Below are 21,375 nucleotides of genomic sequence, written 5' to 3' on the forward strand. Positions count from 1 at the left end.
TGTCGCGCCGCTGGCGCCGTTGTCGATCGCGTACTGCAGTTCCTTGCAGCTGCAGGAGTCGTTCCACACTTCCGTCTGCGGAAAACGGGTGACCATTTCATAAAGTTTATTCATTTCTGTTTCTCCTTTTTTATAATGGGCTGGGGCGGCGGATATCAGTCCGGGCAAGATTGCCGGAAGGATTCCGCCGCGGGAGGAAATGCTTTATTTGTCCAACTGGAAGAATTCAGCGTCCGGATCGTTGACCCATTCATGATCGGGGTCAAAGGTGCGTGTCTTGATCCACGGATTACCTTCCAGATGCGGAATCATCCAGACATAGAACATCGCGTAGCCCGGCGCGGCATTTTGCGGATGGGTCAGACCGCCCGGGATCATCGCGACGCTGTTGTGCGTGATTTTATAGACGTCCTCACCCATGAAGCAGCTGCCGAAGCCCTGCGGATGATCAAATTTGTAGAAGTAGACCTCCGGCTGGGGATGATGATGCGGCGGATAGCTGCTCCAAATACCCGGAAAGTTGGTGATTTCTCCCAGCACCATGTTGGAATACGGAGTGCGCTGGTAATCCAGGATTGTCGTGACCTGGCGCTTGGTTGTCGCCGCGAGCTTACCCTCACCGAAGAACTGTTTGTCGATGTTGGATTTGTCGTACAGCACGGCCGGGAAAATCCGCGGGTTTTCCTTCTGCTGGACCAGCACCTCGCCGTCTTCCTCGAAAACCAGCGTCACCGGCGTGTTCCGGCAGACATGCAGGCAGGTCGCGTCGTCATGGAAGCAGTCCTGTCGCTCGGCGGTGACGGTCTGATCCGCATAATGGAAGGTAACCTTGCCGCTTAACAGCAGCAGCGCCGTTTCCTGATCTTCGGACTGGACCGGCCAGGATTCCCCTTGCCGTCCGATCAACAGCTGGATGTTCATGAACATTTGATCTTTTTCACCATCGCAGATTTGATTAAAACCGGAATGCAGATTCTCATTTTTTCTTAACATTGTGAACTCCTTTCTGCTTGTCACAGGGATTCAACTTGTCTATAATGAAGAAAGTTGAAAGGTCGGGAAAATCATGAAATACAATCGTTTGCAGGAGATGGAAGCCTACATCCGCAAAAACCGCTCGGTGAGCAATGAGGAGCTTCAGCAGCTGTTCAATATCTCCGTGCAGACGCTGCGGCGGGATTTGAAGGAGCTGGAGGACCGCAATGTGATCACCAAGGTGTACGGCGGCGTTCTGGCTAAACCGGAGAAAATCAGCGCGGCGACCTTGCCGACGCTGTCTTCCCGGCTGCGCACCAACGCGGCGGCCAAGGCCCGGATTGGCCAGCTGGCGGCGCGGCAGGTGCAGGACGGCGACGTGATTTTTGTGGATTCAGGCTCCACCGCCTATACGATGATCCCCTATCTTCATCAGCAGGAGGTCACGGTGATCTCCCACAGCCTGCATGTTATGAACGCGCTGACGGAAGCGGAGAACCTGACGGGCATCTGCCTGGGCGGGAAGCTGCGGAGGGAAACCCAGACGTTCTTCTCCGATACCTCGTTCTATCCGTACTACTATAATAAAGCGTTCGTTTCCACGGTCGGCCTGTCGATTTCCAAGGGGCTGACGAATACCGATTTTAACGAAGGCGTGATCAAGCGGCATGTGATCCAGAATTCCGCAGAGGTCTGGATTGTCGCCGATCACTCAAAATTCGGCACGGTGGCGTTTAATAAGTTTTTCGATCTTGAAGGCATTACCGGAATCATCACCGATGAAGAACCGAATGAGAAGTACCGGCAGTATTTCAAGAATCTCAAAATCCAGCTGATCGATTAAGCCCGGAAAACCGGGCTTTTCTCTTGCCTGGACATGTTTATCATAGTGGCTGACCGATAGGTTGTCAATCAGGATTTGATAAGGTCTTGATTAAGTTGAGTAACTTTTGATTTCGTACATAAAACATAAAAAAAGCTTTTGTAAAAGGGAATTTACCCGCTTTTTCAGGGATTCGTGAAACAACAAGCAAAAAATTACCGGATTTCTGTTCCCGTTTTTCTTTCAGCCGGGCTTGGAAAGTATGCTATTTTATTGACGAGGGAAGGGCGGTGACAAAATGAATGATCAAAAGTCTAATTACTACACCCAGCTGATCTTAAAGGCGCTGCTGAATAAAGAGATGGTGACCACGGGCCAGCTGGCGGAAGAAATTGGACTGTCAGAAAAAACGATCCGCACGAAAGTGGAAGTCATCAACAACATGCTGCTGGACAACCAGCTGGGCGAGATATGCAAGAAGCCCAGGATCGGGATCTGGCTGGACGCCGACCCGCAGCAGCGGCTGAAAATCAATTCGCTGATCAACAATTCGGCGAACATGGACGTGCTGCAGAACGATCAGATCCGCACCGCGACAGCGTTGAAGCTGATCTTGAAAAGCACGAAGAACAACACGCTGACGACCAAGCAGCTGGCCTCCCAGCTCTATCTCAGCGTCCCGACGACGCTCAAGGTGATCAACGACTGCCGCAGCTGGCTGAAGCTGTTCAACATCGAGCTGAACGTCGTGCGCAACAAGGGATTGGAGCTGGCCTACAACGAAGTGTCCTACCGGCTGGCATTGAAGCATTTCATTCTGAAATTCGATACCGAGACCAACGTGGAGGAAAGCATTTTGTTCTTCATGCCGGGGCTGGATCTCGATGCGATCCGGCGCGGAATTATGGAAACAGAGAAGGAATGGAGCTTTGAGTTTGCCGAGGAATCATTCAACGAGGTGCTTGTTTACGCGTCGCTGGCCATTTATCAGAATCAGCAGAAAAACGGACGCAAGCTGAAGTTCTCGGACGAGGAGCTGGAAATGCTTCAGAAATACAACGAATACAGCTTTGCCGAAGCAATTTTCAAAAAGCTTGGGGCGCATTTCAACATGACGCTACCGACCGAGGAAAAAGCGTTTTTATCGATTCAGATTTTATGCTCAAAGCTGATCGACAGCGGCTACAGCGCCGACAGCGGCGAGGTGCTGCGGGAGTATGACAACAAGCTGCAGGAATTTGTCCGCAAGATCATCTCCGTTGTCAGCAATGTCCTCAACGTCGATCTGACGCATGACGAAGCGCTGGTGCACGGGCTGCTGATTCACATGCGGCCGACGCTGTTCCGGCTGCGCTATGAGCGCGGGCATACCAACGGGCTGACCAATTATATCAAGACGGAATACAAAAAGACGTTCCGGGTGGCCTGGCTGATTTCCGTGCTGTTTGAGGAATACTTCGATCTCAAGGTCAGCGAGGATGAGCTGGGCTACATCGTGCTGTATATCCAATCCGCCTTGGAACGCAACGAGAATCCGGTGCGGACGATGCTGGTCAGCGCCTCGGGCATGGGCATCAATCAGATGCTGTGCGATAAGATCTGCCGCTCGTTCAGTCTGATTCATTCGGTAAAGGTGGTCAGCGTTCACGATTTTAAGATTGAAAAGGTCGAAGATGTCGATCTGATCCTGACGACGCGGGAACTGGGGCTTCACGATCCGCGGATTGTGGAAATCGATGATTTCCTGTCCGACGCTTCGATCCAGAAGATCAATCACTGGATCCGCAACACGATCCTCAACAAGGTCAGCGAAGCTCAGTTTGACGCCGACTGCCACCAGCTGTTCGAGCCGGATCTGATCTTTACGCATCTGGAAATCGACGACAAACCGGCATTGTTGAAATTTCTGTGCGACCGCCTGGTCCGCAAGGGCTATGTCACGCGCAAATATGTGAAGACGGTGCTGGACCGTGAAGCGTTTACGCCGACCTCGATCGGCAACGGCGTCGCGATTCCTCATGGCGATCAAAATGAGATCAACGAAGCCCGGGTCGTCATCGCCACGCTGGAAAAGCCCATTTTGTGGGACAGCGAACAAGTCGACGTGATCTTCCTGTTAGTCGTCAAAATGACCAACGACTTTGAGATCCGCCGCACCCAGGCTTTTTATAAGCAGTACATCAAGCTGGTCGGAACCGACGAGCAGGTCAACGTCCTGCGTAATTTCCAGACCAACGTTGATTTTTACAAGTATTTAATCAAGTAATTTTAACAAGCAAAGCTACGATAAGGAGAGAAAACGTATGGCATTAGCGGATATTCTGGATGAAAACATCATCGACCTGCATTTGAAAAGCACGACGAAAGACGAAGTGCTGCGCGATTTGAGCGCGCATCTGCTGGAGGCAGGCTACATTGAGGACGTCGAGCAGTTCGTCAAGGACATTTACGTCCGGGAAGCGGAAGGCATTACCGGGATGGGCAATCACATCGCGATTCCCCATGGCAAAAGTCATGCCGTCAAAAAGATCGGGATCGCGATCGGCCGCTGCGAGAATGAGATTGAATGGGAAAGCTACGACGACGAACCGATCAATCTGGTCTTCCTGTTCTGCGTCAGCGACGACGCTGATTTCGCGTCCAACCACATGATGCTGCTGGCGGAGCTGGCCGGCAAGCTGGGCAATGACGAGCGCGTGGAGAAGCTGCAGAAAGTCACAACAAAGCAAGAGTTGATCGATTTGTTCCTCAACTGATAACCAAAATTACCGCAATTTAATCGTTACTTAATCAAAAAATTACCGTAATAAAGTTCCCTTAGTTGTTAAACTAAAGCGCTTGCAACATGATAAATTATGATCATGCCAAAGAATACAAAGGATGGGAGGTGAACCCAAATGAAGATTGTAGGAATTACAGCTTGTACCGCAGGCATCGCGCATACCTATATCGTTGCGGAGAAAATCCAGAACGCAGCGGAGGCCGCGGGCCATCAGTGCAAGATCGAAACGCAGGGGACGATCGGCGCACAGAACAAACTGACAGCGGAAGATATCGCCGCGGCCGACGTTGTCATCGTCGCGCATGATATCGCCGTCAGCGGAATGGAACGTTTTGCCGGCAAGCCGACCGTTGACATTCCGATCAGCGTCGCGATGAAGAATCCAAAAAGCTTGATCGCCACGATCGAAAAGAAAATCCAAAAATAAAAAGGGGTAGATGAATCCATGAAAAAGTTGAACTTAAAAAAACACATGATGACCGGCATCTCGTACATGATTCCGATGATCGTGGCCGGCGGTATCCTGGGCGCCTTAGCGAAAGGCTTCGGCGGATGGGAAGTTGGCAACTATGCGCCGGAAGCGGGCGCAACCATCTTCACCAACCTGAACTGCTTCGACTGGAAACAGTTCTGGTGGATGATTTCCAAATTATCTGACTACGCGATGAGCTTCGGCGTTGCGGTCATGACGGCCGGCGTCTGCTACTCGATCGCCGAACGTCCGGGCATCGTGCCGGGCTTCATTATCGGCTATGCGGCTAACCAGTCGAAAGCCGGCTTCTTAGGCGGTCTGCTGATGGCGTTTGTGATCGGTTATTTCATCCAGTGGATGAAGACCTGGAAACTTCCGAAGTGGATGGTCGGTCTGATGCCGGTTATGATTATTCCGGTTATCGCAACCTTTGTCTGCGGCGTGGCCTTCTTCGCGATCGTAGCGAAACCGATGGCGATTGCCATGAACGCTCTGCAGGGCTGGATCATGAGCCTCAACGGCGGCTCCAAGTTCATCATCGGCGCAGTTATCGGCGCAGGCATGGGCTTCGATATGGGCGGTCCGGTCAACAAGACAGCTTCCATGGCAGCCAATGCACTGGGTGCTGACGGTATCTATGGACCAATGTCAGCCAAGATCATCGGCGGCATGACGCCACCGTGCGGCGTCTTCGTTTCCACGCTGTTAACACCGAAAAAATTCTCGGCTACTGAAAAAGAAACCGCGAAAACCGCGTTCCCAATGGGTCTGTGCTTCATTACTGAAGGCGTCCTGCCTTTTGCGGCAGCGGATCCGGCTCGCTTCATTCCGGCTTCCATGATCGGTTCAGCCTTAGCTGGCGGCATCGCTGTTGCGATGGGCGTTGAATCGGTTGCCGGCCACGGCGGAATCTTCGTCTTCCCGATGATGACCAACTGGCTGTGGGCGGTGATCGCCTTAGTTGTCGGCTCGGTTGCGACCGGCGTCATCTACTCGGCAATCAAGAAGCCAAGCGAGGAAGGCCAGGAAGAGGAAGAAGAAATCGTCGACCTGGACATCAATCTGTAAGCTTAACGTTCAGTCTCTAAGCCATTTGTAATTATATTAAGGAAAGAAAGAAGGAGATCTATGTTAGTTTCGATGAAGGATATTCTGCAGCACGCGCACAAGCATAATTACGCGGTGATGGCAGTCAACAGCATCAATATGGAAATGGCCCGCGCGGTGATCAGCGCCGCCGAGGAAGAACATTCCCCGATTATCGTTCAGATGGGTCCGGGTCAGATCGGCAAGCATGCGCATCTGACGGAGATCGTTCCGCTGGTCAAGGAACTGGCTGAACGCGCCAGCATTCCGGTTGCGTTAAACCTGGATCACGGCGGAAAGCTGGAAGATATGGTCACGGCCATCCACAACGGCTTCACCAGTCTGATGATCGACGCTTCTTCCTATCCTTATGAAGAAAACGTCAAGCGGACTTCCGTTGTCTGCGCGCTGGCGCATCCGCACGGAATCTGCGTTGAAGCGGAGCTGGGTCATGTCGGCCAGGCTGCCGACGGCGACAACAGTAAGGTCGACCTGTATACCAACGTCGAAGAAGCGAAGAAGTTTGTGGAAGACACCGGCTGCGACGCTTTGGCGGTAGCGATCGGCACAGCGCACGGCGATTATCCGAAGGGCTATGTGCCGGAGCTGAACTTTGAACGTCTGGCCGAGCTGAAAAAAGCGCTGGCTATGCCGTTGGTTCTGCATGGCGGCAGCGGCAGCGGCGAAGAAAACATCCGCAAGGCCGTCGCCGGCGGCATCAACAAGATCAACGTCTGCACCGACGCTTTCCATGCCGCGAAAAACGCGATGCTGGAAAAGCTGGAAGTCAAACCGAACGCGGATTATCTGGAGCTGTGCATGACGGCGGAAGCCGCGGTGAAGCAGTTTGTAAAGGAATATATCCGGATGATCGGCTCCAATAACCAGTATTTCTACGGCGAATCAGTTTCGACCGGCAACGAATAAATCCTCCCATTTATAAGTAAATAAGCGAGCATCTTACCCAAGGTGCTCGTTTGTTGTCTGTGCGGTTTTTTATATGACCCTAGGTCGATATCTAATGAAGGTTATTAAGCAGATGAAAATACAATTTTCTATATTTGATTTATTCGGAAAATGCGGGTAAAATAAAGTTATACTTTAAAAATATCGAAAGAAGGTGCTTTCATGTATATTCAAAGACACTTAGAAAATCAGATTTTAAATGCCTCTCGCTATTATCCTGTCGTCATGGTTTGCGGTCAGCGTCAGGTGGGAAAATCCACAATGCTGAATCATATCAAGGAACCGGATCGGCGCTATGTCACACTGGATGACGGCAATGCCCGCAGACTGGCAATTCAGGATCCTGCACTTTTTTTTGAAACTTATGGATCACCGCTGTTGATCGACGAAATCCAACGTGTTCCTTCGCTCCTTTTGGAAATGAAAAAGATTGTCGATGAGAAGGCGCTTGCGGGCGAAGAGAACAATGGGATGTTTTGGATTACCGGATCGCAGAAATTTAAAATGATGCAGGGTGTTTCTGAATCTCTGGCAGGCCGGGTTGCCGTTTTTGATATGGCCGGATTGTCGGCCGCTGAGATCGAGGGACGTCCCGTCGGACTTTTTCAGCCGGATCTAAAATCTTTGCGGGAACGTCTGAAAACCAGCGTGAAGAAGGATATCCATACGATTTATGAGGATATCTATCGCGGAAGCATGCCTAAATTGCGTGTTAGTGATCTTGACAACGATCGTTACTATATGGACTATATCAATACCTATCTTGAACGTGACATTCAAGACTTGGCGCAGGTTGGAAAACTGAATGAGTTTTATGATTTTCTAGTCTTTGTCGCTGCCCGGACGGGGCAGGAGTTGAAATATGATGAAATCGCTAAGACGATTGGCGTTTCCTTGCCGACCGCTAAATCCTGGATATCCATTCTGGAGCGGTCCGGCGTGATTTTTATTCTGCGTCCTTATTTTTCCAACATTTCCAAACGGTTGGTCAAAACTCCTAAAGTTTATTTTATGGATACAGGACTTGCGGCTTATTTATGCCGGTGGCCGAATGCGGAGACCTTGGCGAATGGTGCGATGGATGGTGCCTTCTTTGAAACTTATGTCGTTACGGAAATTGTTAAGAGTTATTACAATGCCGGCAAACCTGTCGATTTGTTCTATTACCGGGATACGGATAAGAAGGAGATCGACCTGCTTGTTATGAATGGGGATCAGATCACGCCGATCGAGATTAAGAAAGGCAAGGAACCTTCGAAACCGGATAAGAATTTTAATGTTCTGCAGCAGTTTCATCTCGACGTTCAGCCGGGAATAATTCTATGTCTGAGCGACGAGCTGATTCCGTTTAACCGCCAGTCCTGGTACTGTCCTGTATCAGTACTGTAGTCAAACTGAAAACAAAGACCTGGGCAAGGGGCATTGATCGGATCACATTATTTTGCTTTTCCATTTTGGCAGGGCGGATAAACGACAATTTACCACATTAAAATGACGAGGATTGATAATCCGGAGCGAATCGTTTATGATACTTTTATAGACAGGAACAGGAAAACGATGTTCCTGTTAAAAAGAAGAAAAGGAGAAACAAACACATGAAAATTGCATTAATGAATGAATTCAGCCAGGCCCCGAAGAACACGATTATTCTGGAACAGCTGAAAGACGTTGTCGAACCGATGGGCCACACCGTTTATAACACCGCGATGGCAAAACCGCTGCTGGACAAGGACGTTCCGGAAGCGTATACGGAAGAAAATCCACGTCTGACCTATCTGCATCTGGGCATTCAGGCCTGCCTGCTGCTCAACAGCGGTGCGGTGGACTTTGTCGTTACCGGCTGCGGCACTGGCCAGGGCGCGCTGATGTCGCTGAACGCATATCCGGGCGTTGTCTGCGGCTATTGCATCGAACCGTCGGACGCCTACCTGTTCTTGCAGATCAACAACGGTAACGCACTGTCGATCCCTTATGCGAAAGGCTTCGGCTGGGGCGGCGAGCTGAATATCCACACCATTTTTGAAAAAGCATTCAGTTCTCCGAAGGGCATGGGCTATCCGAATGAGCCGGGCCGCAAGGAATCGCAGAACCGCAATGCTGCGCTGTTAAACGAAGTGAAGGCCGCAGTAGGCAAGCCGGTTCTGGAAGGCTTGAAGGCGCTTGATCAGAACATGGTCAAGGAAGCGCTGACGCAGCGGTTCCAGGACTGCTTCTTCGCCGGCTGCCAGAACGCCGAGCTGGAAGCGTATGTTCGTGAAGTCTTAGGCAAATAAAATATGAAAAACGTGACCCTTCCGCGCTATACGATCGGCCCGGACGCACTGAATGATCTGGAACGTGTCGTTTCCGCTTACGGACGTAAGGTAGCGCTGATTCATGGCGCGAAAGCCTATGCCGCCTGTCAGGCGCTGTTAACTCCGGCGCTGGGTTCGCTGGACGTCGTCAGGGAAGTCTGTTACGGACAGGAAGCAACCTATGAGAACGTCGCCAGGCTGACAGAGGATCCGGATGTGCGTCGCGCGGACGTACTGATCGGCATCGGCGGCGGCAAATGTCTGGACACGGTGAAGCTGGCCGGCGATCAATTGGGAAAACCGGTCGTCACGATCGCGACGATCGCCTCCACCTGCGCGGCGGTAACCAAGATCAGCATCATGTATAACGCCGACGGTTCATTCAAGGATATTCCGAAGCTGAAGGCCGCGCCGGTGCACTGCCTGATTCCGACTTCGGTCATTGCCGAAGCGCCGATTCAGTATTTATGGGCCGGCATCGGCGATACGATGGCGAAGCATGTGGAATGTACGTTCTCTGCCCGCAACGATCAGTTGGATTATGCCAGCGAACTGGGCCGTACGATCAGCGCGATGTGCTTTGAACCGGTGATCGCCCATGGCGTCAGCGCGCTGCGCGCAGCGAAAAATCAGGAAGTCAGCGACGATTTGGAACAGATCATCCAGAATATCCTGATCTCCACCGGCAGCGTTTCGCTGCTTGTCCATCCCGATTACAACTCCGCGTTGGCGCACGCTCTGTTCTACGGGCTGACAGTGCGCGAGCATATCGAGAAGAACCATCTGCATGGCGAGGTTGTATCCTACGGCACGCTGGTGCAGCTGATGATGGATGGCCAAATGGAAATGCTTCAAAAAGCCCACGCCTTCCATCGGCAGATCGGTCTGCCGGTCTGTCTGGCCGATTTGGAGCTGAGCAAGGACGATCCGTTAAGCGACGTGCTGGAAATGGCCGAAAAAAATCAGGAACTCAACCATGTTCCGTATCCGGTCACCCAGGCGCTGATCCGCAAGGCGATCGACGATCTTGAAAACTACGCAGGCTAAACAGTCTGAACAAAGGGACAAGCCGTCCCTTTTCTTTTAGGTAAAGGAGGAAATAAAACCTATGGAAATGACACTACGCTGGTATGGAACCGGCTACGATTCCGTAACGCTTGAACAAATCCGTCAGATTCCGGGCGTCCGCGGCGTCATCACGACGCTGTATGACACGCTGCCGGGTGAAATCTGGACGCCTGAGCGGATCGCGGCGATGAAAGATGAGGTCGAAGCTTCCGGACTGCGCGTCAGCGGGATTGAAAGCGTCAACGTTCACGATGCGATCAAAGCGGGAACGGCGCAGCGCGACGAAATGATCGATCATTATATTCAGACACTGGAAAACCTGGGCAAAGCGGACATCCACATGGTCTGTTATAATTTTATGCCGGTTTTCGACTGGACGCGGACCGAGCTGGCCCGCAAGCGTCCGGACGGTTCGACGGTGCTGGCGTACACGCAGAAAGCGGTGGACGAATTGAATCCGGAAAAGATGTTCGCTTCGATCGGCGCAGACACCAACGGCTTTATCCTGCCGGGATGGGAACCGGAACGGATGGACCGGATCAAGGAATTGTTTGAGCTGTACCGCAGCGTTGATGAGCAGCAGCTGTTTGAAAATCTGCGCATTTTCCTGGAAGCGATTATGCCGGTCTGCGACCGGTATGATATCAACATGGCGATCCATCCGGATGATCCGGCCTGGAGCGTCTTCGGTCTGCCGCGGATTATTATCAACGAGCGCAATCTTCAGCGGATGATGAAGATGGTCGATAATCCGCACAACGGCGTGACGTTTTGTTCCGGTTCTTATGGAACAAACCTGGAAAACGATCTGCCGCACATGATCCGCTCGTTAAAAGGCCGGATTCATTTCGCGCATGTCCGCAACCTGAAGTTTAATACGCCGGATGATTTTGAGGAAAGCGCGCATCTGTCCAGCGACGGCAGCTTCGATATGTATGAAATTATGAAAGCGCTGTTCGATATCGGTTTCGACGGCCCGATCCGTCCGGATCATGGCCGGATGATCTGGGGCGAGAAAGCGATGCCGGGCTATGGTCTGTATGACCGGGCGCTGGGTGCGGCTTATCTCAACGGTCTGTGGGAAGCGATTGTCAAAAGCGAGGGCCGCGTATGCGATTAACTGATGAAGGACTGAAAGACCGGCAAGTCTGGCTGGATCATGGCTACACGCTGCCGCAATACGACCGCGGGCGGATGCGCCAGGCGACGTTGGCCACGCCGCGCTGGATTCATTTTGGCGCCGGGAATATCTTCCGCGCGTATCAGACGCGGCTGATGCAGAAGCTGATCGAAGCCGGGGAAGTTTCGGAAGGTCTGATCGCGGCGGAAGGGTATGATGATGAAATTGTCGACGGGATGCTCAATCCTCATGATGATTTGAATATCCTGGTCACCCTGAAAGCCTCGGGCAGCGTGGAAAAAACGGTGATCGGCAGTCTGGCCGCCGCCTTGAAGCTCGATCCGGCCAGTACGGATTTCACGACGTTAAGAAACATATTCATTCAGCCGAGCCTGCAGCTGGCCAGCTTTACGATCACGGAAAAAGGGTATCGTGTCCGCGATGAAAAAGGGCAGATTCTGCCGGAGATCGCCGCTGAGTTTGAACGGGGGCCGCAGGCGGCGCGCAGCTATATCGGCAAGGTTGCTGCGTTGCTTTCCGCACGGTATCAAAACGGGGCGCTGCCGATCGCGCTGGTCAGTATGGATAACTGTTCGCACAACGGTGAAAAGCTGAAACAGGCGATTGTGACGATGGCTGAAGGCTGGACGCGCGCGGGCAAGATGGAAGCGGGCTTTCTGGACTATGTGCAGGATGAAGGTCAGGTTAGTTTCCCATGGACGATGATCGACAAGATCACGCCGCGGCCGGATCCGGCGATTGAAGCGTTATTGAAGCAGGACGGAGTGGAGGATGTCAGCCCGATCATAACGGCCAGGCATACCTACATCGCGCCGTTTGTCAACGCGGAGGAGTGCGAGTATCTCGTCGTTGAGGACCGCTTCCCCAACGGCCGTCCGCCGCTGGAAAAAGCCGGCGTGATGTTCGCGGACCGGCAGACGGTGGAACAGGTGGAGCGGATGAAGGTTTCGACCTGTCTGAATCCGGTGCATACCGGTCTGGCCGTATTCGGCTGTCTGCTCGGCTTTACCAAAATCAGTGCGGAAATGCAGGATCCGGATTTAAAGCGGCTGGCGGAACGGATCGGCCGGGTGGAAGGGCTTCCGGTTGTGACAAACCCGGGAATTCTGGCACCGGAACAATTTCTTGACGAAGTGCTGACGCTGCGCATCCCGAATCCCTTTATGCCGGATACGCCGCAGCGGATTGCGACCGATACCTCGCAGAAGCTGGGCGTGCGGTTTGGCGAAACCGTCAAGGCATATTTGAAGGAAGGCCGCCCGCTTTCCGATTTAAAGGCGATCCCGCTCGTCTATGCCGGATGGCTGCGTTATCTGTTGGGGATTGATGATCAGGGGCAGCCGATGCCGTTAAGTCCGGATCCGCTGTTGGACACGCTGCAGCCGCTGCTGGAAGCCATAACGCTGGGGCAGACCTGTCCGCCGCTTACCGGCGTGCGTGCTATTTTAAAGAATTCCGCGATTTTCGGACTGGATCTGGAAACCGCAGGTCTTATTGAACGGGTGGAAGCTCTGTTGACCGCGATGCTGCAAGGCCCGGGCGCTGTGCGGCAAACCTTGCATGAACAGTTAGATTGAAACGCTTGTGAAAAGATAAATGACCGATACAAAACCGGATTTTTGTGCTATTGTTAGAGTAACTGAGTGAGGAGGATGAATATGATTTATAAAGAAGGAATGCTGGCGGGCAAGGTCGCGTTAGTCACCGGGGCCAACCGGGGACTGGGCTATGCGATGTGCGTCGGGCTGGCGGAAAACGGCGCGGATATTTTCAACATCGGCCATGGCGACGATACGAATATCCGGGAAGCGATCGAAAAGCTTGGACGCCGTTATCATTACATGAAGGCGGATTTATCGAAACCGACTAAAGCGCTGACCGACGAGATCGTCGCGGAAGTCGTTAATGTCTACGGGCATCTGGATATTCTGCTGAACAACGCCGGCGTCAACCGCCGCGCGCCGTTTCTGGAATACGCCGAAGCGGATTGGGATTACACGCTGAATTTGAATCTGAAGCAGGTCTTTTTGCTTTCGCAGAGTGCGGCCAATCAGATGGTGAAGCAGGGAACCCGCGGTAAAATCATCAATATCGCAAGCATGCTTTCGTTCACCGGCGGCATCCTCGTGCCGGCTTACACCGCCAGCAAATCGGCGATTATGGGACTGACGAAGGAAATGGCCAACGAACTGTCAAGTAAGGATATCAACGTCAACGCCATCGCGCCGGGCTACATGAAGACGCCGCTGACGCAGGCGATGCAGGACGACCCGGTCCGCAACAAAGAAGTGCTCGACCGTCTGCCGATCGGTTACTGGGGCGATCCGTCCGTGCTGCAGGGACCGGTGGTCTTTTTGGCAAGCGAAGCTTCCGACTATATCTGCGGCGCGACGATTCCTGTCGACGGCGGCTGGCTGGCGCGCTAAAGAAGTTATCGAATCAAAGATTGAATCCAAGGCCGGTTTTTCCCTGCGGGAAGCCGGTCTTTTCCTTTGTTCAAGCTCTTGCCATGAAAACTTCATGAATCAGGAATCTTGATGAATAAATAGATGTTAAATGTATCAATTGATACAATTTAATTGACTTATATCATAATTGAGGGTAATATTCTATTGAGGTGATCGCTTGTGAATCTGAATTACAATCAAAATTACTCGTATGAAGAAATTGCGGTACTTTTGAAAAGAATAAAAGAATGCATAGTGAATGATAATTACATTTTATCTCAAAATGAAAATCGAAAAGAAAACATGGATTTCATCAGAGAATACAATATCTATTCGTCAAAGCAAAAAGCGATCCTATTGAATATTCAAGTCGAAGATTTTTGTCATTCCCTGAAGAATACAAAACCTGGTTATGAATATGAGACTCTCTATGTTTTTGCGCCACACGCGGAACTCTATCATGGGGATGATAGAAAGGAACGAGTACAGATTTATACGAAATTTAACATCATCCGATTGAAAAATGGAGAACGTGTGGTCGTAATCTCATTTCATCCTTTACATAAGCCGATAAAAACGCTCTTTCAACAGGACAAAAGAAGATTACCGCAAAGCGATGAGCCGTCTAAAACAAGCTTAATGTCCGTGGAGAGCGGAGTGAAAACGAACTCGTTAACCAGCGTGAAGACAAATTTCTCATCGATATTTAAGATGAATGCATGCTTTGGAGTTGCTGAGTGCGGATGAAACAAGGAAGATAAGGAAAAGGAGAAATGAAAATGGAAAAAAAGTATGTACTTTGTGAAGAATGTCGGAAAGAGGTTGAATTCATTTTGACTGAAACCAGTATGAATGGACGAATTAAAAACGAAGAAATTCACTTCCTTGGAAAAGAAGCTCGATGTCCGGAATGCGGTTCCTTACTTTACATACCGGAAATCAATGATTTTAATCTTAAAACTCTATATGATGAATATCGCCGCCGTAAAGGGATTGTTTCCTTAGAAGTAATTCGGGCAATTCCTGAAAAATATGCGATCGGGAAACGTCCATTATCCCTGCTTCTTGGATGGGGAGAACAAACGTTTACCCGGTATTACGATGGGGATTTGCCAACGAAACAATATTCAGAAATCTTGAGTAAAATCTACGAAAATCCAATTTATTATGCCGAACTGCTGCAAGCGGGGAAAGAAAATCTGAAAACTACCGCGGCTTATGAAAAAAGTAAAAAAGCAGTTGACGCTTTGATTTTAGAAGCTGATGAACCTATTTCTAAAATTGAAGCAGTTGTTCGCACAATCTTGAATCAATGCGGAGATATCACCCCGCTGACCTTACAAAAAGCACTCTATTACATTCAGGGATTTTATTATGCCTTCCATAATGAATTTTTGTTTTCTGAGAATTGTGAAGCGTGGATTCACGGGCCTGTTTACCGAGATATTTATAACCGTTACCGGACTTATCATTTTGATCCGATCATTCCGTGCGCTCCTTTGGTTTCCCCAGCGATGACGGAAGTTGAAGCGGCTGTCATTAATTGCGTAGTTCAATATTTTTGTTGTTACGGTGGAAAAACGTTGGAACAGTTTACGCATCAGGAAGATCCTTGGCTGAACGCGCGTAAAGATTTGCCAAAGTTAACTTCTGCCCGGCGAATCATACCCAAAGAATCCATCGGTGATTATTTCATGCGGCTGAAAGAAAAATACAATATGGAAAAACCTGAGGACATCCGGTTTTATGCTGAGGATAGGTTTTTGACAATCATGAAATAAGACCGAGCTTGGATCAAAATCACATTTATCAGAAGCGGACAGGCTTCATTCTTTCCCTTTTGATCAAAATAGCTTACAATAAAGCTAACGTAGAAACAGGATTTGCGGCCGAAAGTCTGGCAAGTGCGGATCCGGGAGGCAGGATATGGCGGATCTGACGAAAAAAGCGATCGCGGAAGGCTTGAAAGAATTATGCCATCACAAGGACTTTAACAAAATTTCTGTGCGGGATATCACGGAACAATGCGGACTCAATCGTCAGACGTTCTATTATCATTTCCAGGATAAATACGAATTGCTGGACTGGATTTATTATCAGGAAGGGTTTGTTTATCTGGCCAGCGACGTCACCTTTGACAACTGGCATCAGCACATGGAAAAGCTGCTGACCATGATGCGCGAAAATCAGATTTTCTATGAAAATACGATCAGCGCTTCGCCGCAGTGTTTTGAGGATTATCTGTTCCAGATCACCTGTACGCTGTTTGAGGAAGCGATCCGCCGTCTGGACGGAAGTCTGCGGCTGCAGGAGGCGGATGTACGGCTGTATTCCCGGTTTTACAGCTATGGAATGTGCGGGATTATCCGCGACTGGGTCCGGGGCGGAATGAAGGAAAGCCCGGAATCCTTATCGCTGCGGATTCGAAAATTAGCCAACGACAGCGAGAAAATGGCGAGTCTGCGACTGCGGGGGCAGTTCTAAGCCAAAGAAAAAGGCTAGATCCGATGGATCAGCCAGGCTGTCGTGTCTTCGATACTCGTTTTTTTCAACTGATTGAAGCATTCTTCACTGATCAGCGATCTGTCATATTCCGGCAGATCCTTTTTTTTCAGCGTGCAGGTCAGATCGACGAGATTGCGGGCGGTCTGCCGTCCGGATTTGCCGCGGCGCAGCCGATGGCGGGCGGCGGTTTCCAAAAGTGATTGCTTCAGCTTTGCGTCCAATGACATTTCCCATCCCTTACTTTCTGAAATTATCATATAGGAACGATCGGGATTTGCCTATAAGCAGTTTGCCCGTTGTGTCGTAATTTCAGACAGATTTCGATCTGTAAAAAAGACCGCGGAAAACCGCGGTCATGAAATCCGTCATCCAAAGAAGAATGGAAGCTTACAGGGAAGCGAGGTATTTCTCGACAAAATGGCTGGCGACCGCGCCGTCGCTGGCAGCGGTGATGACCTGCCGCAGCGCTTTGGTGCGCACGTCGCCGATCGCGAAGACGCCCGGCAGCGAGGTTCTCGTCGTTTCATCCGCGGCGATGTATCCATGATCCAGATCCAGCTGTCCTTCAAACAAAGTGGTGTTGGGCAGCTGACCGACCGCGACAAAGACGCCGTCGCACGCGATTTCCTGCAGCTCACCGCTGAATTTATCGCGCAGCCGCAGACCGGTAACCTTCTGATCGTGCAGAATGGCGTCGACCGTGCTGTTCCAGATGAATTCCAGATTATCGCAGCTTTGCAGCGGATTGAGATAAACCCGGTCGGCCCGCAGCGTGTCGCGCCGGTGAATCAGGATCACCTTTTCGCAAATCCTTGAGAGGAACAAAGCGTCCGCCGCTGCGGTGTTGCCGCCGCCGATCACCGCGACCGTCTTGCCCTTATAAAACATGCCGTCGCACGTCGCGCAGTACGCTACGCCGCGCCCAACCAGTGAATCCTCTTCCGGCACGCCCAATTTCCGCGCCGATGCACCGGTCGCCAGAATCACGGCGTCCGCCGTCAGTTCGCGGCTGTCGGTCACAATCTTCTTGGGGACTGCGGTTAAATCCACGGAAAGCACTTCTTCCAAATAAGTTTCTGCGCCGAACCGTTCCGCCTGCGCCTGCATTTTCATGCCCAGCTCAAAACCATCGACGCCTTCGTCAAACCCCGGGTAATTGTCGATCTGCGCGGTGGTCGCCATCTGGCCGCCGGCCGACAATTTTTCCAGAATTACAGTGCGGAAACCAGCCCGGGCGCAATACAGCGCCGCCGTGTATCCGGCGGGGCCGCCGCCTAAAACAACGACTTGTACGTGTTCCATCATCAGATCCCCTGTTCTTCCAGCCAGCTCATGATCGCGCCGCGGGACGGCGGATTGACCAACGTTGAACCCTGGACGCCCTGCTTGAACAGGATCAGCGACGGAATCGTGTTGACGTCGAATTTTTCTTCCAGCTCCGGCTGTTGATCAATATCGACTGTCCCGATCCGCACCCGGCCTTCCAATTCTTTCTCCAGCTTGGCGATGACCGGGGCTAAACGCCGGCAGTACATGCACCAGGGCGCCTGGAAATCGAGCATGATCGGCAGGTCGGAATGAACGACCTCCTGATCAAAATTATCCTTTGTAATTACCGTTGCCATAACGAATCCTCCTTTATGTTATTCTGGTTTCATTATAGCCGTGAAAAACGCGGGAAAACAAGGAATTTGCCTGCAAACCCCGGGAAATCTTTCAATTCCATGAAGAAGGATTGAATAAGACGTCGATTTTCGTTAAACTTAAGCACAAGACAGGGGGATGTTCATGACTGGAATTCTAGGAAAAACAATCAGGGATTATTTCAACGGTTTTCTAAGCACGCTCGCTGAAAACAGCGGGCTGTTGTTCTGGAAAGGCGTCGGCATACTGCTGATCATCGTCGGCGGGAAGCTGGTATTGAATCTGATTTCCCAATTAACCGCCCGGCAGATTAAAAAATCCGAGGAAATGCCGGAAATGCAGGCGCGCCGCGTGCAAACAATGATGACGATGACGCGCAGCACCTTCCGTTATGTCGTCTACGGCATCTGCGCTTTGATGATCCTGGCGCAGCTGGGCTTCGGCAACGCGATCAACAATTTGTTGTTATCCGCCGGGATTGGCTCGCTGGCATTAGGCATCGGCGCGCAGAGTTTAATCAAGGATGTGGTCACCGGGTTTTTCATGATGTTTGAAAAGCAATTTTCGGTCGGCGATTATGTCAAGCTGGACGATATTGAAGGCACCGTGACGGCGACGGCGATGCGCGTGACCTACCTGAAAAATTTCGCCGGGCAGCAGATTATCATACCCAACGGCACGATCGGCCGGGTGATCAATTATTCCCGGATGGATTCGCTGGCGAAGGTTACGGTCAGCACGCCGTATGAAGCGGACAGCCGTCAGGTGATGGAAATTCTCGATCAGGCGGTCAAGGTGTATGCCAAGCAGGTCAAGGAGGTCATCGTCGAGGAACCGAAGGTTCAGGGAATTACGGAGTTGGCGGATTCCTCCGTCAACATCACGGTCATCTGCCGCACGCTGCCCTTACGGCATTGGGAGGTCGAGCGGGGCCTGCGTCTGGCGGTCAAGGAAGCGCTGGATGAGGCCGGGATCGGCATTCCGTATCCGCAGCAGGATGTACATTTTAAAATGGAAGCGGAAGATTCATCACAACCAAATTGACGTTGCGTTCAGGCAGCGGTAAAATAAGGGCAATGAGCTCCATTTTCAGGGGCAGGGGGAGAATAAAATGGCAAAACCAATTCAAATTGATACGTTTAAAGAATACCAGTATTTGTCGGAAGCGACGTTATCCGCGGATGGCCGGCGCTGCGTTTATGTGCAGAGCCAAAGCAACGCGGAAGGCACCGGGTATGAGCACGATCTGAAGTGCTGGGACTTTGATCAGAAACGCAGCATTCCGTTGACGTCAGGCCACAAAGAACGTAATTTCCTGTTTGAAGACGCGGAACATATCCTGTTTCCGGCCGATCGGACCGGCGAGGATGAAAAAGCGGCGAAGCAGGGGAAAACGCAGACGACCTATTACCGCCTCAATCTCAACGGCGGGGAAGCACGGAAGGCGTTCACGCTGCCGTGGAAGGTCACGGCCTTAAAACCGGTCGACGGGGAAACCCTGGCCGCGCTGGTCTTGAAGGATCTCGATGAGCTGCCGATAGAGGGGCTGGAAGGCAAGGCACTCGACAAGGCGCTGGCGCAGCGGGAAGAAGAAAAGGATTACGAGGTTTTAGATGAGCTGCCGTATTGGTTTAACGGCCGCGGTTTTATCAATAAAAAAAGAACCTGGGCCGTGCTGGTGAAACCGGGCACAGACGAGGCTCAGATCTTATCCCCGAAATACATGGATGTGCGGCATTTGGAAATCAGCCCGGATCACACGAAGATCGCAATCGCCGGTCCTGAATTCGATTCCGTCAACAGCCAGACCTCAGTCTTGTATTTAATTGACCGGGCCAGCGGCGAGCGGACGACGTTGGTGCCGTCGGGCAAATGGAGCTTCGGCCATCTCGGCTGGCTCAACGATAACCAGCTGGCCGTCACGGCAACCGACTATCAAACCTGGGGATCCAGCGAGAACGCGAAGCTGTATACAATTGATATTGCCAGCGGTGCGATGACGCTGCTCAACGGCGAGGATCTGTCGTGGGGCAGCTCTGTCGGCAGCGATGCCAAGCTGTATGGCGGCCGCGGCTGGAAGATCGTGAACGGCGAGATCTGGACGTTGTTGACGTGGGATAACCATTCCGAGCTGACGGTGTTTGATCGTCAGGGGCAGCGCCGGGCGTTAACGACGGCGGAAGGCTCTGTTGATTTCTTCGACGTGCAGAACGGCCGGATCGTGATGAGTGCGATGCGCAAAATGCGGCTGCAGGAGCTGTATGAATTGAAAGACGGCGTGGAAATCCAACTGACGCATGTCAACGACGCCGTGCTCGCGGAGTCCTATGTCGCTCAGCCGGAGAAGATCAGCTTCACCAACGACGGCGTGCGGATTGACGGCTGGGTGCTGAAACCAATCGATTTTGATCCGGTGAAAACCTATCCGGCGGTGCTGGATATCCACGGTGGACCGAAAGCGGCGTATGGCGAAGTCTTCATGCATGAGATGCAGTATTGGGCTTCCCAGGGCTACTTTGTGTTCTTCTGCAACCCGCGCGGTTCCGACGGCCGCGGCAACGCGTTTATGGATCTGCGCGGCAAGTATGGAACGGTCGACTATTCTGATATCATGACGTTCACGGATCTTGTGCTGAAGACCTATCCGATGATCGATGAACATCGTGTCGCGGTCACCGGCGGCAGCTACGGCGGGTTTATGACCAACTGGATTATCGGTCATACCAACCGCTTCGCGTGTGCTGCCAGCCAGCGCTCCATTTCCAACTGGTTCTCCAAGTCGCTGACAACCGATATCGGCTACTATCACAACATGAGCCAGATGGACTCGACGCCCTGGGAAAATCCGGAAAAAATGTGGGGCTTCTCGCCATTAAAATACGCGGACAAGGCGGTGACGCCGACGTTGTTTATCCATTCCGATCAGGATTACCGCTGCTGGATGGCGGAAGGCTTACAAATGTTCCAGGCGCTGAAGCTGCATAACGTCGACGCCCGGATCTGCCTGTTCCATGGCGAAAATCATGAGCTGAGCCGTTCCGGCAAGCCGATTCACCGGATCCGCCGGTTAAAGGAAATCACGCAGTGGTTCGATCAGTACACCGATCATCTCAGCGTGCTGGAGCCGGAAGAAGAAACGGAAAACGAAACAGAAGCATAAACCAGAAAGATC

General features: G+C 51.6%; 21 protein-coding genes. 17 read left to right on the plus strand and 4 right to left on the minus strand.

Features of this window, described 5'->3' with window-relative positions:
* Positions 1-204 precede the first annotated feature (204 nt).
* The gene (locus HOLDEFILI_RS06265; RefSeq protein WP_006058685.1) at positions 205-993 is read right to left on the minus strand and encodes a 5-deoxy-glucuronate isomerase; all 789 of its coding nucleotides are present in this window, start codon (positions 991-993) and stop codon (positions 205-207) included.
* Between the two features lie 73 nt (positions 994-1,066).
* Between HOLDEFILI_RS06265 and HOLDEFILI_RS06270 the strand changes: the two genes are divergently transcribed.
* From HOLDEFILI_RS06270 to dhaS, 15 genes are all read left to right on the plus strand, one after another.
* Positions 1,067-1,819 carry a DeoR/GlpR family DNA-binding transcription regulator gene (locus tag HOLDEFILI_RS06270; protein WP_006058686.1) on the plus strand — a complete coding sequence of 251 codons (753 nt, stop codon included), beginning with the start codon at positions 1,067-1,069 and terminating at the stop codon, positions 1,817-1,819.
* A 277-nt stretch (positions 1,820-2,096) separates the two neighbouring features.
* Positions 2,097-4,064: a BglG family transcription antiterminator gene (locus tag HOLDEFILI_RS06275; RefSeq protein WP_006058688.1), complete on the plus strand. Its 1,968-nt coding sequence runs from the start codon at positions 2,097-2,099 to the stop codon at positions 4,062-4,064.
* A gap of 37 nt (positions 4,065-4,101) precedes the next feature.
* Positions 4,102-4,554 carry a PTS sugar transporter subunit IIA gene (locus tag HOLDEFILI_RS06280; protein WP_006058689.1) on the plus strand — a complete coding sequence of 151 codons (453 nt, stop codon included), beginning with the start codon at positions 4,102-4,104 and terminating at the stop codon, positions 4,552-4,554.
* Positions 4,555-4,695: 141 nt separating this feature from the next.
* On the plus strand, positions 4,696-5,007 hold the full coding sequence (locus HOLDEFILI_RS06285) for a PTS fructose transporter subunit IIB (protein WP_006058690.1): 312 nt from the start codon (positions 4,696-4,698) through the stop codon (positions 5,005-5,007).
* Positions 5,008-5,025: 18 nt separating this feature from the next.
* Complete coding sequence (locus HOLDEFILI_RS06290) at positions 5,026-6,120, plus strand: PTS fructose transporter subunit IIC (protein ID WP_006058691.1); 1,095 nt, start codon at positions 5,026-5,028, stop codon at positions 6,118-6,120.
* A gap of 60 nt (positions 6,121-6,180) precedes the next feature.
* Positions 6,181-7,065: a class II fructose-bisphosphate aldolase gene (locus HOLDEFILI_RS06295; protein WP_006058692.1), complete on the plus strand. Its 885-nt coding sequence runs from the start codon at positions 6,181-6,183 to the stop codon at positions 7,063-7,065.
* A gap of 201 nt (positions 7,066-7,266) precedes the next feature.
* Positions 7,267-8,493, plus strand: a complete 1,227-nt coding sequence (locus HOLDEFILI_RS06300; protein WP_006058693.1) for an ATP-binding protein — start codon at positions 7,267-7,269, stop codon at positions 8,491-8,493.
* A 206-nt stretch (positions 8,494-8,699) separates the two neighbouring features.
* Complete coding sequence (locus HOLDEFILI_RS06305; RefSeq protein WP_006058694.1) at positions 8,700-9,377, plus strand: RpiB/LacA/LacB family sugar-phosphate isomerase; 678 nt, start codon at positions 8,700-8,702, stop codon at positions 9,375-9,377.
* A 3-nt stretch (positions 9,378-9,380) separates the two neighbouring features.
* A complete protein-coding gene (locus HOLDEFILI_RS06310) occupies positions 9,381-10,445 on the plus strand; it encodes an iron-containing alcohol dehydrogenase family protein (RefSeq protein ID WP_006058695.1) in 1,065 nt (354 codons plus the stop codon).
* 61 nt (positions 10,446-10,506) lie between these two features.
* Entirely contained in the window at positions 10,507-11,586 is a 1,080-nt protein-coding gene (gene uxuA, locus HOLDEFILI_RS06315; protein ID WP_006058696.1) for a mannonate dehydratase, read from the plus strand.
* On the plus strand, positions 11,577-13,184 hold the full coding sequence (locus HOLDEFILI_RS06320) for a mannitol dehydrogenase family protein (RefSeq protein WP_006058697.1): 1,608 nt from the start codon (positions 11,577-11,579) through the stop codon (positions 13,182-13,184). The genes uxuA and HOLDEFILI_RS06320 overlap by 10 nt, the downstream gene beginning before the upstream one ends.
* Before the next feature lie 81 nt (positions 13,185-13,265).
* A complete protein-coding gene (gene kduD, locus HOLDEFILI_RS06325; RefSeq protein ID WP_156788858.1) occupies positions 13,266-14,033 on the plus strand; it encodes a 2-dehydro-3-deoxy-D-gluconate 5-dehydrogenase KduD in 768 nt (255 codons plus the stop codon).
* Positions 14,034-14,234: 201 nt separating this feature from the next.
* Positions 14,235-14,801, plus strand: coding sequence for a hypothetical protein (locus HOLDEFILI_RS06330; protein ID WP_006058699.1), 567 nt, complete (start codon positions 14,235-14,237; stop codon positions 14,799-14,801).
* A gap of 32 nt (positions 14,802-14,833) precedes the next feature.
* Positions 14,834-15,835: a type II toxin-antitoxin system antitoxin SocA domain-containing protein gene (locus HOLDEFILI_RS06335; RefSeq protein WP_039864198.1), complete on the plus strand. Its 1,002-nt coding sequence runs from the start codon at positions 14,834-14,836 to the stop codon at positions 15,833-15,835.
* 145 nt (positions 15,836-15,980) lie between these two features.
* The gene (gene dhaS / locus HOLDEFILI_RS06340) at positions 15,981-16,538 is read left to right on the plus strand and encodes a dihydroxyacetone kinase transcriptional activator DhaS (protein ID WP_006058702.1); all 558 of its coding nucleotides are present in this window, start codon (positions 15,981-15,983) and stop codon (positions 16,536-16,538) included.
* Between the two features lie 14 nt (positions 16,539-16,552).
* Here dhaS and HOLDEFILI_RS06345 read toward each other — a convergent pair whose 3' ends face one another.
* From HOLDEFILI_RS06345 to HOLDEFILI_RS06355, 3 genes are all read right to left on the minus strand, one after another.
* Positions 16,553-16,786 carry a hypothetical protein gene (locus tag HOLDEFILI_RS06345; protein WP_006058703.1) on the minus strand — a complete coding sequence of 78 codons (234 nt, stop codon included), beginning with the start codon at positions 16,784-16,786 and terminating at the stop codon, positions 16,553-16,555.
* 160 nt (positions 16,787-16,946) lie between these two features.
* Positions 16,947-17,861, minus strand: a complete 915-nt coding sequence (gene trxB / locus HOLDEFILI_RS06350) for a thioredoxin-disulfide reductase (protein ID WP_039864199.1) — start codon at positions 17,859-17,861, stop codon at positions 16,947-16,949.
* 2 nt (positions 17,862-17,863) lie between these two features.
* The gene (locus tag HOLDEFILI_RS06355; protein WP_006058706.1) at positions 17,864-18,184 is read right to left on the minus strand and encodes a thioredoxin family protein; all 321 of its coding nucleotides are present in this window, start codon (positions 18,182-18,184) and stop codon (positions 17,864-17,866) included.
* Between the two features lie 163 nt (positions 18,185-18,347).
* On the opposite strand from HOLDEFILI_RS06355, the gene HOLDEFILI_RS06360 reads away from it, so the two are divergent.
* Positions 18,348-19,247, plus strand: a complete 900-nt coding sequence (locus HOLDEFILI_RS06360; RefSeq protein WP_050766929.1) for a mechanosensitive ion channel family protein — start codon at positions 18,348-18,350, stop codon at positions 19,245-19,247.
* Between the two features lie 67 nt (positions 19,248-19,314).
* On the plus strand, positions 19,315-21,363 hold the full coding sequence (locus tag HOLDEFILI_RS06365; protein ID WP_006058708.1) for an alpha/beta hydrolase family protein: 2,049 nt from the start codon (positions 19,315-19,317) through the stop codon (positions 21,361-21,363).
* The last annotated feature ends 12 nt before the right edge of the window (positions 21,364-21,375 follow it).

Origin of the sequence: Holdemania filiformis DSM 12042, assembly GCF_000157995.1 — a bacterium.
Taxonomy (GTDB): domain Bacteria; phylum Bacillota_I; class Bacilli_A; order Erysipelotrichales; family Erysipelotrichaceae; genus Holdemania; species Holdemania filiformis.

Bases quoted from the DNA above. Each gene is read 5' to 3' on its own strand.
- HOLDEFILI_RS06320 (WP_006058697.1), top strand. From the start codon at position 11,577: ATGCGATTAACTGATGAAGGACTGAAAGACCGGCAAGTCTGGCTGGAT.
- HOLDEFILI_RS06285 (WP_006058690.1), top strand. From the start codon at position 4,696: ATGAAGATTGTAGGAATTACAGCTTGTACCGCAGGCATCGCGCATACC.
- HOLDEFILI_RS06360 (WP_050766929.1), top strand. From the start codon at position 18,348: ATGACTGGAATTCTAGGAAAAACAATCAGGGATTATTTCAACGGTTTT.
- HOLDEFILI_RS06300 (WP_006058693.1), top strand. From the start codon at position 7,267: ATGTATATTCAAAGACACTTAGAAAATCAGATTTTAAATGCCTCTCGC.
- trxB (WP_039864199.1), bottom strand. From the start codon at position 17,861: ATGGAACACGTACAAGTCGTTGTTTTAGGCGGCGGCCCCGCCGGATAC.
- HOLDEFILI_RS06365 (WP_006058708.1), top strand. From the start codon at position 19,315: ATGGCAAAACCAATTCAAATTGATACGTTTAAAGAATACCAGTATTTG.
- HOLDEFILI_RS06305 (WP_006058694.1), top strand. From the start codon at position 8,700: ATGAAAATTGCATTAATGAATGAATTCAGCCAGGCCCCGAAGAACACG.
- HOLDEFILI_RS06290 (WP_006058691.1), top strand. From the start codon at position 5,026: ATGAAAAAGTTGAACTTAAAAAAACACATGATGACCGGCATCTCGTAC.
- HOLDEFILI_RS06270 (WP_006058686.1), top strand. From the start codon at position 1,067: ATGAAATACAATCGTTTGCAGGAGATGGAAGCCTACATCCGCAAAAAC.
- HOLDEFILI_RS06265 (WP_006058685.1), bottom strand. From the start codon at position 993: ATGTTAAGAAAAAATGAGAATCTGCATTCCGGTTTTAATCAAATCTGC.
- HOLDEFILI_RS06310 (WP_006058695.1), top strand. From the start codon at position 9,381: ATGAAAAACGTGACCCTTCCGCGCTATACGATCGGCCCGGACGCACTG.
- HOLDEFILI_RS06335 (WP_039864198.1), top strand. From the start codon at position 14,834: ATGGAAAAAAAGTATGTACTTTGTGAAGAATGTCGGAAAGAGGTTGAA.
- uxuA (WP_006058696.1), top strand. From the start codon at position 10,507: ATGGAAATGACACTACGCTGGTATGGAACCGGCTACGATTCCGTAACG.
- HOLDEFILI_RS06295 (WP_006058692.1), top strand. From the start codon at position 6,181: ATGTTAGTTTCGATGAAGGATATTCTGCAGCACGCGCACAAGCATAAT.
- HOLDEFILI_RS06275 (WP_006058688.1), top strand. From the start codon at position 2,097: ATGAATGATCAAAAGTCTAATTACTACACCCAGCTGATCTTAAAGGCG.
- HOLDEFILI_RS06280 (WP_006058689.1), top strand. From the start codon at position 4,102: ATGGCATTAGCGGATATTCTGGATGAAAACATCATCGACCTGCATTTG.
- kduD (WP_156788858.1), top strand. From the start codon at position 13,266: ATGATTTATAAAGAAGGAATGCTGGCGGGCAAGGTCGCGTTAGTCACC.
- dhaS (WP_006058702.1), top strand. From the start codon at position 15,981: ATGGCGGATCTGACGAAAAAAGCGATCGCGGAAGGCTTGAAAGAATTA.
- HOLDEFILI_RS06345 (WP_006058703.1), bottom strand. From the start codon at position 16,786: ATGTCATTGGACGCAAAGCTGAAGCAATCACTTTTGGAAACCGCCGCC.
- HOLDEFILI_RS06355 (WP_006058706.1), bottom strand. From the start codon at position 18,184: ATGGCAACGGTAATTACAAAGGATAATTTTGATCAGGAGGTCGTTCAT.